The 14,708-nt window shown below is 49.2% G+C and carries 8 protein-coding genes; 6 read left to right on the top strand and 2 right to left on the bottom strand.

The genetic code is table 11. The features are described 5' to 3' along the window. The first annotated feature begins 430 nt into the window (after positions 1 to 430). Complete coding sequence (locus VIM87_RS01450) at positions 431 to 1,615, top strand: hypothetical protein (protein WP_331995250.1); 1,185 nt, start codon at positions 431 to 433, stop codon at positions 1,613 to 1,615. An 84-nt stretch (positions 1,616 to 1,699) separates the two neighbouring features. Here the strand turns inward: VIM87_RS01450 and VIM87_RS01445 are convergent, their stop codons facing one another. Further along, positions 1,700 to 2,161, bottom strand: coding sequence for a hypothetical protein (locus tag VIM87_RS01445; RefSeq protein WP_331995249.1), 462 nt, complete (start codon positions 2,159 to 2,161; stop codon positions 1,700 to 1,702). Between the two features lie 192 nt (positions 2,162 to 2,353). Here VIM87_RS01445 and VIM87_RS01440 point away from each other — a divergent pair, with 192 nt between their 5' ends. From VIM87_RS01440 to VIM87_RS01420, 5 genes are all read left to right on the top strand, one after another. Next, complete coding sequence (locus VIM87_RS01440) at positions 2,354 to 2,890, top strand: sigma-70 family RNA polymerase sigma factor (protein ID WP_331995248.1); 537 nt, start codon at positions 2,354 to 2,356, stop codon at positions 2,888 to 2,890. A gap of 68 nt (positions 2,891 to 2,958) precedes the next feature. Then, positions 2,959 to 4,008, top strand: a complete 1,050-nt coding sequence (locus VIM87_RS01435) for a FecR family protein (RefSeq protein WP_331995247.1) — start codon at positions 2,959 to 2,961, stop codon at positions 4,006 to 4,008. Positions 4,009 to 4,093: 85 nt separating this feature from the next. After that, positions 4,094 to 7,252: a TonB-dependent receptor gene (locus VIM87_RS01430; protein WP_331995246.1), complete on the top strand. Its 3,159-nt coding sequence runs from the start codon at positions 4,094 to 4,096 to the stop codon at positions 7,250 to 7,252. 17 nt (positions 7,253 to 7,269) lie between these two features. After that, entirely contained in the window at positions 7,270 to 8,871 is a 1,602-nt protein-coding gene (locus tag VIM87_RS01425; RefSeq protein ID WP_331995245.1) for a RagB/SusD family nutrient uptake outer membrane protein, read from the top strand. 50 nt (positions 8,872 to 8,921) lie between these two features. Further along, positions 8,922 to 14,366: an Ig-like domain-containing protein gene (locus tag VIM87_RS01420; protein WP_331995244.1), complete on the top strand. Its 5,445-nt coding sequence runs from the start codon at positions 8,922 to 8,924 to the stop codon at positions 14,364 to 14,366. 160 nt (positions 14,367 to 14,526) lie between these two features. Here the strand turns inward: VIM87_RS01420 and VIM87_RS01415 are convergent. Next, positions 14,527 to 14,708 (bottom strand): hypothetical protein (locus VIM87_RS01415; protein WP_331995243.1); only part of this gene is annotated, 182 nt, incomplete at its 5' end.

Here is a 14,708-nt window from a genome sequence, read left to right as displayed (position 1 = left end):
TTATGATTTTGGTGTATGAAATAAATTACGGTGGCAATAATAAGTAATACTACAACGCTCAACAACATATTTATAACACGTATATAAGCCCCCTCTTATAAGAGAGCGCTTATAGGGAGCGTATATAAGGCTTACAGGGGGAGTATAGGGGGCTTATCTATTTATTGCAACAGGATGCAAAACGAAATGCAATACTGAAACTGTTAGTATACTTTAGAGCTAACAGGTTTAAAAAGCACAAAAGCCTGGCAGGTTTTTAAAACCTATCAGGCCTGCGGACCGTATATTCATATACCTATGGGACCGAATACCTTTTTTTATGTCTAAGGAGACAAGCACTACCAAAACTCCCGGACCTTCCGGTTATGGAATAGCTCATCATGCAGGCAGTTTGGGAATATCCCATCCTGCAGTAATACCGCTTCAGAAAATGGAAGCCGGCCCTCAACAGGAGGATGCACCTTTATCCAGGGAGGACCGGTTTGGATCGGATATTCCGAAATTCTCATTGCCTGCATACAACAATAGTGCAGCCGGTGCAGCAACTGTAATGCCATTTCAATTAAAGCCTGCCCTGCAATTTGCCAGCAAAGGGAATGTTGTTCAATTGGTCGGTCGCACAATAAGAGTCAACTTTGGAGGTGGTAAAACACATGATTTCCCCCTATCGGAGTTAAATGATGAGCCGCAGGATTTTTTTTATGAACAAGGGCGTCAGGTTTTAAACAGCATTTGGGCGCAATTAAATGCGTTAAAAGGCGCAAACTTAGACGCAGCGGACAAGCAACACAGAAAGCAATTAAAGACCAAAGTGCATAATGCCTGGGAAATACTGGGGCATTTAGACAGGGCTACAAATGGATGGAAGGAAAGGTATGGAGCAGAGGCCGGCAAGGGGGATAGCCTCCATGACTACACATATAATGCAATTATTGAAGAAAGGAGCAGCGGAAATACAATCGCAGGAATGAGTCACGACGCTACCTTTAATTATAAACCGGAAACGCAGCTTGCCTATTGCCTGGAGAAATGTGTACACGATTCTGAGGAAACGCTGGCCATGAGCCTTTATACCAGTTATTTCTATCTGCCGTTAAACAGCTACCTGCGGGGATTGCAACAGCCGGATACCTCTACGGGTTTTGGAAAATTGCTGGTAAAAACTGCGGAGGTTTTACGGGATGGGTATGCGCAACAAGCAGCCACCCCAATAACAGGGAGAAGATACCGGCTTGAATTGAAGTCCGGCTGGATAAGCGGCAGCGAAAATTCCTTACGTTTTGATGCACTCACCAGCACACAGCTAAACCTGGGCAAAGTAAAAGCAATGTGGAGCGACATAGCTGAAGGCAAATTCGGAGCTTATGATAACTTTGCGTTGTTGATCTTTGAAGGGACTGCGAAAGTAAAGCGCCCGCACCCGGCTAAGAAATATTTTCCCGGCGAAACAGAGGACCTTATGGGCCCTGGCGCCACCTACAACGTTATAGACAGATATATTATCAACGGTAACATCCCAGGTATAGGCCAGCAGGCAATCCGCGTGTTTCACTTAAGGAATGTACCTGGCGCGAAGGCTAATGTAGCCCGGGTAAGTTTTACTAATGTAGTCTAAACCACTGCCGGGTTAAGCGCGATTCCAAAAACATTTGGATCGCGCTTAACCCGGCAGGTTGCAGGATATGGATCCCTCCAGATCCTACACCGGCTTATTAAAAGCATACCTGGTATATACTATACCACCCTGGGCATCGGCTCTTACCACGTACCATTTCTTGTTATCGCTAATTGTCAATTCATACAGTACGCCGTTCGCATTGGTTAGCTCCACAACACCCACAATTTGTTTGTCTTTATACTTTTTCTTCACGGCCATCAGCGGTTTTAAAGGCAGATCGTTTTCCTGCATGTATTTTAATGAATAAACAATTGCGCCCTCTTTGCTGTAGCATATTTTACACTGGGTGTCATTCAGTGTAAAGGAAACAACCTGGTAGTCATGGTCTTCTGTCCATCTTACATACCGGGCATCCGGGAAGGTGTGATTAAATGCTCTGATCAGCTCCTCGCTAACGGCTGCTGTTGCCTGGGAGATTGAAAAGATAGCTAGTGCTGCTACCAGGAGCAGCTTCTTTGACTGATTAAAAAATTTCGGTTTCATGTTTGGCGGTTTAATTTGTGATCGATGGTGTAAAGGTAGGACCGTGGGGATCCTTAAAATTGTACAAAACGGAACAGCGGCAAAAAAGTTCACTTTTCCCCCGGACCGCATCCCCCGCACCCTTAGGAATTTCCACATTTATTTATTTAAATTGCTGCGGTAAATGGCCACGTTTTGAATACTATCGCTGCTTTGAAGCAAGGTAACTTATTGGTTTTTAATGAAGTGTACTATGCCTGGCACAAAAGGGTATACTATTTTATTCTCCAGAAAACCAGGTCATCCTTCATTGCAGAAGAGGTAACGCAGCTCACCTTCATTAAATGCTGGAACTACCGCGAAAATCTCACAGAGGACCTCAATATACAGCTGCAGCTGTTCCGCATTGCCCGCACCACCCTGATCGACTTTCTCCGCAAGGAAACTATCTACAAGGAAAAGGTGATCCACGTTATAGACAAATATACCCTGCCGGTAGATGACCTCTGGGGAAAGCTGGCGGAAAAAGAATTACAGGCAAAGCTGGCAAATGCATTAAATGAAATGCCGCCAATGCGCCGCAAGGTATTTGAAATGAGCCGTTTTAAAGGCATGAGCTACCAGCAGATCGCACATGAGCTGTCCCTGTCATCCAGAACAGTGGAAACGCATATTTTCCAGGCCATTAAACAGATCCGGCATTATCTCGGGCTCATTATCTCTCTCCTGGCCTGGTTGGGCCGGTTTTAAAATATTTTTGGATCACACTACGTAGTTCGCGCACCACAAACGTATTACTTATCTATCAGCCGTATATTATGATCAATGATGAATTACTGAAACGGTTCTTCAGCAATCAATGCACACCGGAAGAAGCCCGCCAGGTAGCCAGCTACCTGCAGGAGCATCCGGACCTGCTGGAAAAATACCTGCCGGAAGAGGAGTTCCTGCAATTACAGGAAGACGGCCACTTTCCGGAGATCGTTTCCCAGCTGTGGCTGAAAAATATTCATCAGCAAACAGTATCGGCCAATAGCCGCAAGGTATGGATCAAACGGCTGGCCATTGCTGCTGTAACAGCCGGTGTACTGATCGGCGGCGCCCTGTTGCTGCGGAATCGTGACCAGCAAAAGATGGCTGCCGCTAACCCGGAAATGACCATAACCATTCCTGTTGAACAGCAGCAGCTCACCACCAACACCAGCCGGAAAGCCATGGCCATTGTATTGCCGGATGGTTCTGTAGTACGGCTGCTGCCGGCAGGCACCATGATCTATAACAAACAATTCAGGGAAAACAGGAACATATACCTGACAGGAGAAGCCGATTTTACAGTAGCCGCCGATAAATTACATCCCTTCGTTGTGTATAGCGGGGAACTATATACGACCGCGCTGGGCACCTTTTTTCATGTGAAAGCCCTCCCGGGCGAAGATCTGATCACCGTACGGCTCAACAGCGGGAAAGTGCTGGTACAGGGAGCTGTTAATAAAAAGAAAGTCATTAACGATGTGGTGCTTACGCCTGGTAAAGAGCTCAGATACTACCGCAAAACGGGAAAAGCTTTGGTGGCTGATTTCAATACCAGGGGCACGGATGCATTAGTAAAAGCGGGCAATAACGGGGCTGGCTCTACGAAGCCTGACTGGTATAAGTTCAGTAATCAACCAATGTCGCAGGTATTGGACCAGCTGAGTAATTACTATGGAATAGCCATCTATTATTATCCTTCAGACGTGACGGAGATCTATTTCGATGGCAAATTTGAGAAAACAGACTCGCTGGAAAAGATACTGACTGATTTAACGCTTCCCAATAATCTGAAGCTGATCCGGAACGATAGCGGATTTATAATTAAGAGGAAATAATTCACCAATATAGTTCCATCCACAATGGGCGCCGTTAGCGCCCCGGGGCTTGCTATGCCTTACACTTTAAAAATACGTTCCAGTTATGAAGATGTTCTATCGACCAAAATGGGGGCTTTTCCTGATACTTGTCATGTTGATATCAGGCATTTCAATCACCACCCGGGCACAGGGCCGCATGCAGGTAACCGGCACCGTGCGCACAGACCGGGGCGACCTGCTCCCTAATGCCTCTGTAGTGGCGCTCAATGAAAAAACAAAGTACAGCGCCGGGGTGGTAACCGACAGCAATGGCGTATTCCGTTTCTCCGGGTTACCGCCTGAAGGGCAATACTCCATCAGCGTTTCTTACGTGGGTTTTGAAACCCAGCGGCTGAGCAATGTATCCCTGAAAGCAGGCGCCACGCTTACCTTTTCCGTACGCCTTGTTAAAACCGTATCGGCCCTGAACGACATTGTTGTTATTGGTTATGGTACTGCCAGGAAGAAAGATGTGGTAGGCGCCTTTAACGTAGTAACAGTGAAAGAAGCCGGTGCGGTAAACGCCACCAATCCCTCGCAGCTGCTTATTGGTAAAGCAGCAGGTGTGCAGGTGCTGCAAAGCAGCGGCAGCGCCGGCGCCGATGCGCAGATCATTATCAGGGGTACCGGCAGCTTCACCGATATTAATCCCCTGTATGTGGTAGATGGGATCCAGGGCACCAAAAACCTTTTTAATACGCTCAACCCACAGGATATAGAAAGCATCACCATCCTGAAAGATGCGGCTTCCACCGCTATCTATGGCTCCGCAGCCGCCAATGGCGTGGTGATCATCACCACCAAAAAAGGAAAGACCGGTCCGCCCCGCGTTAGCTTTACCTCTCAATGGGGTTTCGCAAAAGCCTGGAAACAGCTGCACCTGCTGAATGCAGCGCAATATGTGGATGCGCTGAAGGATCTTGCCGTTACCAAGAATACCGTGCTGCCGGCAAAATTCAGCACACCGGCAGTTTTACAGGACAGCACCGACTGGCAGGATGCCATCTTCCGTACGGCCCTGGTATCTGAGAATGACCTGAATATCAGCGGCGGTGGAGAAAGGGTGAACTATAGCATCTCTGCCACCTATATCAATCAGCAGGCCATCTTAAACAATGCAACCAACAAGCGGTTCCAGGCACGCATCGGCCTTGAGGAAACGCTGGGCCGCTTCCGCTTTACGCAAAACGTTATCGTACGGCAATATGTAGCCAAAGGCTACTACGCCAATATCCTGAATGCCATACAATACGCGCCCTATAAACCTATCCTGGACCCATCCATCCAGGGCGGATATTCTATCCTCTCCAACATCGATGACTTCAGCAATGCCGTGAATCCGATGCAGGAGATTGCCATGAGAAGTCAAACTACCAAATCACTGGCTTTCTTCCCGCAGCTATCAGGTGAAGTACGGATCATTGATGGATTAAAATTCCGTTCACAGTTCGCAGCAGAGGTGAACTCCAGCCGGAGCAACAGCTATCAGCAACAATACCAGGCATCCAATTTCCTGAACCAGGCCCGCCAGTCAACGCTGGGTTTTACAGAGAACTCGTATTACATGCTGGAAAATTATTTGTCGTACGACAAGCTGCTTGGCAATCACCAGCTGTCTTTGATCGCAGGGCAAAGCTATATTGATCCGGGCATCACGAACGCCTCCACCATCCGGGGTACCGGGCAGCCCAATGATAACATTCCCAATGTGGGGGTAGCCTCTTCCCAATCCGTTACCAATAGCTATTCCAACTATGCACGCCCTTCTGTGATCTCCTACTACGGCCGCCTGAATTATACTTATGATGATAAATATATCCTCACCACCAGCTACCGCAGGGATGGCGCTTCCAACTTCGGTTCCAACTACCGGTACGGTAATTTTTCTGCCGTAGGTTTATCCTGGCGCTTTTCAGAAGAAGCATTTATGAAGAACGCGTTGCCCATATTGTCAAACGGTAAGCTGAGCGCCAGCTGGGGGCAAACCGGCAACAACAATATCCCCAACTTTCTGAATACTGCAAAAACATACCAGGGCACACCCGGCGGCGCACTGGTGTACTCCCTGGGCAGTACGGAAACATTTGTATCCGGCACCACGCTAACCACCTTAAGCAACCCGGATCTGAAATGGGAACAAACCACGCAAACGGATATAGGTATAGACCTGGGCTTCCTGAATAACCGCCTTACCGTGGAAGCGGATTGGTATGACCGTAAAAGTACCGGTTTGCTGGTAACCACCCTGCTGCCTGCCAGCATTGGCGTAAGCCCCACGGGTACGCAGCCACGAAAAACCGTGAATGCAGCTAACGCCCGTAATAAAGGTTTTGAGCTTACCATCGGCTATGCGGATAAGATCAGCAACAACCTTAGCTTTAATGTAAGCGTAAACGGATCTGTTAACCACAACGAAGTATTGTCATTAGGCGATCAGTTCTCTGCGCCTATCCAGGCCGGCGCCTTTACGCCGGTACCTGCCACCACTTACACGGCTGCAGGCAGTGCCATAGGCTCTTTCTACGGCTACCGGATGGATCATGTGGCCCGGGATGCAGCTGAAATAACAGCCCTTAACCAGGAAGCAGCAAAGAAAACAGGCCGGCCGGATGCCACCTACCAGGATGGTTTGCTGCCGGGTGATTTTATTTATAAGGATATTAATGGCGATGGCGTGGTGAACGCAAAGGACCAGGAAATATTAGGCAATGCCATTCCCAAATACATATACGGCATCAACGCCGGTATCACCTATAAAAACTTTGATCTGAACCTGGTATTGTCAGGCATCAGCGGATTAAAGCTCCTGAATGGCTTAAAATTAAATACCAGCTTCATGTCTACCGGGCACAATGCCGGCACCGATATTCTCGACCGCTGGCGTAAACCCGGCGACGTAGCTGCTTTGCCCCGTATAGGCCAGAACGTGACCGGCAACGGTAACCTCCGCCCATCCGACTGGTGGCTGGAAGACGGCAGCTACCTGCGTTTACGGAATATTACTATCGGATACAACGCCCCGGTAGCCATGTTAAACAATGTGATCAAGGGCAGCATTAAATCGCTGCGCATTTACATAGCAGCGCAAAACTTAGTTACCATCACTAACTACACCGGCTATGATCCGGAAGTGGCAGGCGACTACCTGTTTGCACGCGGTATTGACCAGGGACAGGTGCCGCAGCCAAGAACTTTCCTGGCAGGCATTCAATTAGGGTTTTAATTTTTAAACGTGATCTTATGAAGAAGCATATACATCAATTACTGCTGATAGCTGCGCTGGTGACCATCTCTGCCGGGTGTAAAAAATCGCGCCTTGACCTGGTGGACCAGAGCGCCTACGCATACGATACCTATTTCACCAACATCGGGGCGCTGAACCAGGCCACTATTGCCAGTTACGCTACGCTATTGCATCCCGGGTTGTGGGCCAGGGAGTATTATTACATTTTTGACCTGATGGGCAATGAAGCCAAACGCGCCAGCTTTTTACTGGGCGCAGAGCAGGAGCTGGGCGATTACAGTTTTGGCACCAACAACGCAGATCAGAGCGCCTTATGGAGCTCCCTTTACCGCATGATCTTCCGGACCAACCTGGTGATAGACCGGGCAGCAGCCTGGAATCCCACGGCCACGGCCGATCGCGCCAAGCTGAATCAATACCTTGCAGAGGTAAAGTTCCTGCGGGCATATGCGTATTTTCATTTAGTGACTTTATGGGGCGATGTGCCCTTATATACCGACTATCAAACCACACTTAATAACAACTATTTATCCCGCAGCCCTGCTGCCGATGTGTGGAAGCAGATAGAAAAAGACCTCACAGAAGCTGAAGCAGCCACGGAATTGCCCACCGTATATCCTGCTGCAGAATTAGGCAGGGTAACCAAAGGCGCGGTGATAGCCCTGCTGGGAAAGGTGTACCTGTACCAGAAAAAGTGGGGCCCTGCACAAACCGAATTTGAGAAGCTGATGGGCGCCCCGTACGCGTACAAGCTGGATCCCTCATTTGATAATGTTTTCAGTACCACCAATCAGACCACGCCGGAAAACATTTTCCAGATCATGAACCAGCAGTGGACCGACTGGGGCATTGGATCGCCTTACTACATGTTCGGCAACGGTGCAGAGCAGGTAGGTAAGCAAACGCATAGCGGCCGCGCTATGGAATATGGCTGGAACGACTGGAAGAACGTGTACATCAGCAATTCCGCTGTGAAAGCATTCACCTACACCAATCCCGCAACGGGCCAGCCGTACACGGATCCCCGCGCCAGCTCCACCTTTTATGGCACTGCCGCTTCCGGCGGGGATACCATGTATTGCCAGCAATGCACTACCGGTGCAAAAGCATTTCCTTTTGATGCTACTGATCCGCAGGGCGACTATCGCTGGAAGAAATATGAGTATTACAACCTGGTGGAAAAATATGGCGATCCAAAAAGTCCTATCAACGGGCAGGTGATCCGCCTGGCGGATGTGATGCTGATGCTGGCCGAAGCGCAGATCCAGCAAGGCAATACCGGCAATGCGCCGCTGGCGCTGATAGACAGTGTGCGCGCCCGCTCTCATGCCTTTTTGTATACCACATTAGGCGATAAGGACAATGCCATGAAAATATTGATGCGCGAACGCCAGCTGGAATTATGCGGGGAGCAATGCCGGTATTTTGACCTGCTGAGATGGGGAATTATCAAACAAACCATCAACGCGGAAAAAGCGGCGGAACCGGGCGTGGGCACACAACCTTTCCAGGATAAGCACCTGCTGTTCCCTATTCCCGATGTAGAGAAAAATTATAATCCCAACGTAGCTAAAGACATTCAAAATGGCTGGAATTAATATACGCTTGTAATGAACACGTTATGCAAACCCTTAAAAATTCCACTAACATGAAAAGGATCTACTACCTCCTATTGCTAACATTTTTTTATCTCAGCCTTTCGCGGGGAGCACACGCGCAAACATATACCTGGAACCAGGTACGGATAGGAGGGTCCGGTGCATTACCCTCTTTTGTAGCGCATCCCAAAGTGCCCGACCTTTATTTCATTACCACCGATGTAGGCACGCCCTACCGGTGGAATAAGAACCTGCAGAAGTGGGAACATTTAATGTTATTTGAAAAACTCCCGGTCAACTACTGGAGCTGGGAATTCAGCCAGCGTTGCGGCAGCATCGGGGTAGATCCGAATGATGCTACCGGCAACATCCTGTATGCTACTGTGGAGAACAGCGCCGGTTCCGGCCCTGGCAAAGGTTCAAGTGCAGTGGGCACTATCCTGAAAAGTACCGACAGGGGCGATAGCTGGACGGACCTGCATGTACCCATTGTTGTACACCCTAACAGTACGCAGGCTTATGGAGAACGGATACTGGTGGACCCCGCCAATAGTAATATTGTATGGGTTGTTACAGATCAGAATGGCGCCCTGAGATCAGAGAACGCCGGCAGCAGCTGGTCGCAGGTAAGCGATATCACCACGCCGGGTTCCTGCGCTTTTATTCTTTTTGACAAAAGTTCCGGCACTGTTACCGTCAACGGCCAGCAGGTTACCAAAAGGATCTATATCGGCCGTTCTGCAGGAGTATATGTATCACAAGACGGCGGCGGTTCTTTCACGCTGATGAGCAACAGCCCCCTGTATCCTACGCGGGCCGTTATTCACGCAGATGGGACCCTGTACGTAACTGCCGGGGCAGAGAATTTACAAAAAGGCGTTTACAAGTATAAGAACGGCAGCTGGCAGGATATTTCTCCTGTAACTTTAGAACCGGATCCGGTTAAAGGCGACAGATACTTCATTAAAGTGGCGGTAAACCCTGCCAATTCAGATGATATCATTGTAGGTACCCGCGGCAGCTGGCAAAAAGATCCTTATTATATTTCAAGGAGGGGAGGCGCGCCTGGTTCCTATACACCGGGAATAATCTCCCGCGATAATACGGAAGCGCCGCACTCACCCAATGATGGCCTGCCGTATAACGACCCGGGGCATAATGCTTATGGTTTCACCTGGGATCCTTTTTACCCGGACAGGGTATGGATCAATGATATGCTGGATGTGCTTTCTACTGATAATATCTTTGCATCGCCTGCTAACTGGAAGATCCGCGTAGTGGGCCTGGAAGAGATCATGGTAACGGGCCCCATGGTGGTTCCTCCCAGCGGCAAGAACCTGTTGCTTACGGTGACCGCAGATGTTGGAGGCGCCCACCACCGTTCCCTTACCGAACCGTTGAACAAGGGCGCAGTTTCCTACACAGCCCTGAACAGCAACATCTTTTCTGCGTTTAATATGCAGGGGGTGGCCTTCCAGTATACCGATCCTGATTTTGTTGTTCGCGTTGGCTGCGATGGTCCTGAAACTACAGATCTCAGCAAATCACGCGCAGGCTATTCCACCGATGGTGGCGATACCTACACGCTGTTTGCAAAATCGCCCGGTTTACGCGGACGTGTAGCCGTATCCGCTAACCGCAGGAATATCCTCTGGCTAACCCAAATGGATGGCAATAGCCTGGGCAACCTGTACTGGTCGGAAGACCTGGGCAACACCTGGACAAAATCCACCGGCCTTGCTTCCGGTATCTTACCCGCCGGCGCACAGTGGATGCTGTATCCCGGGGAGAACCATCTTGTAGCGGATAAGGTGAACGGTGATTATTTCTATATCTGGGACCGCGGCTCGTTCTTTGTAAGTTCAGATGGCGGGAGATCATTCCAGAAAACAGCTGCCGACGGCCTTACCGCCAACTCAGGCAACAATTCAAACGGCTCAGCATATGCCACTACTTCCAATGTTGAAGTAACGCCGGGGAAAACAGGGGATGTATGGATCGCCTATCACAATGAAGCATATCCCCAGTTCAGCGCGCTTTATCATACCACAGATACCGGCAGAACATTCACCAAAGTAGGCGGCGATAATTTTAAACCGAAATGGATAGCGGTTGCCATGTCCGATACCACACCCAATGCACACCTGGCTTTGTATGCGACCAGTCAGGCCCTTCCCATCAACGGCATTTACTATGGCGCTTTCCGATCAGACGATACGGGCCGCACCTGGACTACCATCCTGGACCGTTTGCCGGGCGTAGCCCCGAATATTACAGCCGACAATAAGGGGAGAATGTTTATTTCCGCTCACGGGAATGGCATCTTTTTCGGCTCCCCCACAGCTGGCCCTGTACAGTCGGTGGAAATCATCAACTCCGCATCAGATACCCTTGTAAAAGGATATTCCGTTAAGCTGAACGTGAAGCTTACACCCACTTATCCTAGCAATCCATCTGTTACCTGGAGCTCCTCTGATACGGCCATCGCTAAAGTGGATCCCTTTGGGAATGTAAGCGGCATCAACGCAGGCGCCGCCACCATTACCGTTACATCGGTCGATGGAGGAAAAACAGCTACGCGGCAGATGGTCGTCATTCCACCAACAATATCAACCGGCATTACGGTAGACAGTGTGGTATTTGGCACCATGAATACGCCAAAGCAAATAGCCGTTACTGTTATACCATCCAACACCACTAATAAAACCCTTAACTGGTCAGTGGCGGATGGCACCATTGCAAGCGTAGATGCCAAGGGCATAGTCACGGGCTTAAAGCTGGGAACCACCACCCTCACCATTTCTGCGGCAGACGGCGGCTTCACTAAAACCGTACAGCTGGTAGTGAATACCATTGTAATAGCCATTAACGCAGGAACAACCGGGAATCCGGCAACACCGTATCAGAATACCACCATCGGCCAATATGTACCTGAAGGGCCCAGCGGCACTGATAAGCTATGGCATGCAGGGTATACAGGAAGCTCCCGCATCACCGCAACCGTGGACCTGAGCCAGGTAACCTCGCCGGCGCCCCGCCAGGTATATGAGTATATGCGCGTATCCAGGTATAATGTAACACAGCTGCGTTATTATTTCCGCAACCTGATACCCAATGCCAACTATTCGCTGCGCCTGCACTTTATTGAACCCAGCGATGCTGACAAAGCCAACCGGATCTTTAACGTGAAGACCAACAGCGATAGCCTCATTAACTTCAACATTTACCAGGCAGCCGGCAATAAGCTGAATACAGTGATCACCCGCAACCTGCAGGCAAAAGCAGACAATACAGGCTTAGTAACGGTGAACTTTATTCCCAAAGGAACCACCAACGATCCTTACAGTGTTGCCATAGCCGCCCTTGAAGCCAGCATCATACCACTGCAGGGGATCAGCATTCAATCAGACAGCAGCAATCTTTATATAAATTATAAAGACACGCTGAAGCTAACTACCACACCGGCCAATGCTACCAACCGGAACCTGGTATACCGGTCATCCAATGACGCCATAGCTACGGTAGACCTGAACGGGGTGGTAACAGGAAAAGCGGCTGGTACCGTTACCATTACCGCTACCTCTGTGGAAAGCAGCTTTACAGCAACCAAAACCTATACGGTTATTTATGTGCCTGTTACATCTTTAACGCTGGATAGCACTGCTGCCAATGTATTTGTAGGAGCTACCCTGCAGCTGAATGCCACCATCAACCCGGCAAAGGCCAGCAATAAAGGAGTGGTATGGACATCCTCAGATACAACCGTAGCCAAAGTAAGCAGCAACGGCACTATTACCGGTATCAGACAAGGTGATGTGATCGTAAAAGCCACGTCGGCAGACAATGCTGCTATTGCTGCACAGGCCAATATTCATGTAGCGAATGTACTGGCCACCGGCCTTACCTTGCAGCCATCCCCGGCCACCATAGGAGAGAGGGATACCCTGCGGGTGAATGTTACCTTCCTGCCGGCCAATACTTCTATTAAAAAACTAACCTGGAGCAGCTCCAATACCGCATTAGCCACGGTTGACAGTACCGGTTTTATCACCGCTATTAAACAGGGCACGTTAAATATTACCGTTAATACACAGGACGGATCGGGCGTTTCAGCTACCCTGCCGGTAACAGTGGCGCCGTTTGATTCCTGTGGCGGCATACCCAACTATGGTTTTGAAAGCGGCATGATCAACTGGGTAGCATATAAAGATACGACCCCTACTGTGGGCGCTGTGTACACCGTTAGCGGCAAAGGCCACACCGGCGATAAAGCCGCCACACTGGGTTTCACCACGACTAAGACCAGTGTGAACATACAAGGCTCCATACCTGTAAGAGGCGGCAGCATCATTGTATTTACCCAATGGATCAAAGTAGAAAGAGGCGCTGATGGCTATCCCTGGTGGGCAGGATACGGCGTTGGGTTTGCAGATAACCAGGGTGCTGCTACGGGCGCCACCACTGGAAGAGATGTGTATAATGTGGCTGCTTACCAGGACAACTGGGCCCAGATAAGAGATACCCTTACCGTACCTGACAATGCAACAGGGCTCACCTACTGGATGGCTAAATTAGGCCCCGGTACGGTATGGGTGGATGATTACTGCATAGAGGTTTTAAAGACAAGCAAATCGGCTGTTTATGGCATCAACGCAGGCACCACGCAAACACCTGCTGGTCCGTATGCCAATACCACCTTTGCGCAATATGTTCCGGAAGGGCCAACGGGTACGGATAAACGCTGGCATGCAGGTTATACCTGGGTACAAAAGGTGGATGCACCCGTAGATGTGTCGCAGGTAACGGATCCCGCTCCTCCGCAGGTATATGAGTACCTGCGCATGTTTAAAGACAATGTTACCCAGATGCGTTATTACCTGCGTGGGCTTACACCTAATACGTTCTATACTATCCGCATGCACTTTGTTGAGCCACAGGATGCGCAGAAAAATAACAGGATCTTCAGCATAAAAGCCACCAATGGCCTGGATAGCCTTACGGACTTTAATATCTACCAGGCCGCAGGCAACAAGCTGAATACCGCTGTTATAAAAACCATCCGGGCAAAAGCAGACAATGCAGGATTGATACAGGTGTTCTTCTATCCCAAGAAAGGATTGTATGATCCTTACAGCGGCTCCATAGCGGCTATTGAAGTGCGGACCTTAGCGCCCGGGGATACCCTGCAAAGTATGATGGCCAGCCAAAGCATGATGGCAGTACCCGGCAACAAATTAAGCAGCCCCGGTAAGCTGGATTTTACAACGGACTTATTCCCCAATCCATCCAATGGTGTGTTTAATGTAAGAATGACCTCTTCCTCAAAGGCGCCCGCGTTCCTGGTTATTATTAATAACACCGGCAGCGTGATTTATTCTGCCAGAATAAATGCCGGCGCCTACTACCAGCTTGGTCAGGATCTGAAACCTGGTGTTTATTATATCAGTATCAGGCAAGGCGCTCAAAGCAAAACGATGAAAGTTGTGAAACAGTAAAAAGTTAAAGTAAAAAGAGAAATGGCTGTCTCAAAAGTAAGAGGCGGCCTTTCTCTATTTTATAGCGGACCATAAAAGTTTATAGGGTTGGATTTATAGCAAACGACGTTTTGAGTGAGGTCGGCGTTCATATTGCCTAAAATGCCTGCGAACCATTTAATTACTGGTGCTTAAACATTTTTTGGGACATTTTATCGACCAGCCGTAATGTAGCATTTGGTATCAATGCATTAAACAGCCTGGCCAGAGTGATGCCAGCGAACGCATGCTCAATTTTACCTTTATTTATACTACGTATGACTTTCCGGGCGTAGGTTGATGGCAGGGGGGCTTTCCCTGTAA

Source organism: Chitinophaga sp., from assembly GCF_036569125.1.
Classification (GTDB): domain Bacteria; phylum Bacteroidota; class Bacteroidia; order Chitinophagales; family Chitinophagaceae; genus Chitinophaga.
This window is presented reverse-complemented; position numbering and strand designations above follow the sequence as displayed.

What these genes read in the sequence shown, in the direction of transcription:
- VIM87_RS01450 (WP_331995250.1), top strand. Translation starts at nt 431, where the DNA reads ATGGAAGCCGGCCCTCAACAGGAGGATGCACCTTTATCCAGGGAGGAC.
- VIM87_RS01445 (WP_331995249.1), bottom strand. Translation starts at nt 2,161, where the DNA reads ATGAAACCGAAATTTTTTAATCAGTCAAAGAAGCTGCTCCTGGTAGCA.
- VIM87_RS01435 (WP_331995247.1), top strand. Translation starts at nt 2,959, where the DNA reads ATGATCAATGATGAATTACTGAAACGGTTCTTCAGCAATCAATGCACA.
- VIM87_RS01430 (WP_331995246.1), top strand. Translation starts at nt 4,094, where the DNA reads ATGAAGATGTTCTATCGACCAAAATGGGGGCTTTTCCTGATACTTGTC.
- VIM87_RS01425 (WP_331995245.1), top strand. Translation starts at nt 7,270, where the DNA reads ATGAAGAAGCATATACATCAATTACTGCTGATAGCTGCGCTGGTGACC.
- VIM87_RS01420 (WP_331995244.1), top strand. Translation starts at nt 8,922, where the DNA reads ATGAAAAGGATCTACTACCTCCTATTGCTAACATTTTTTTATCTCAGC.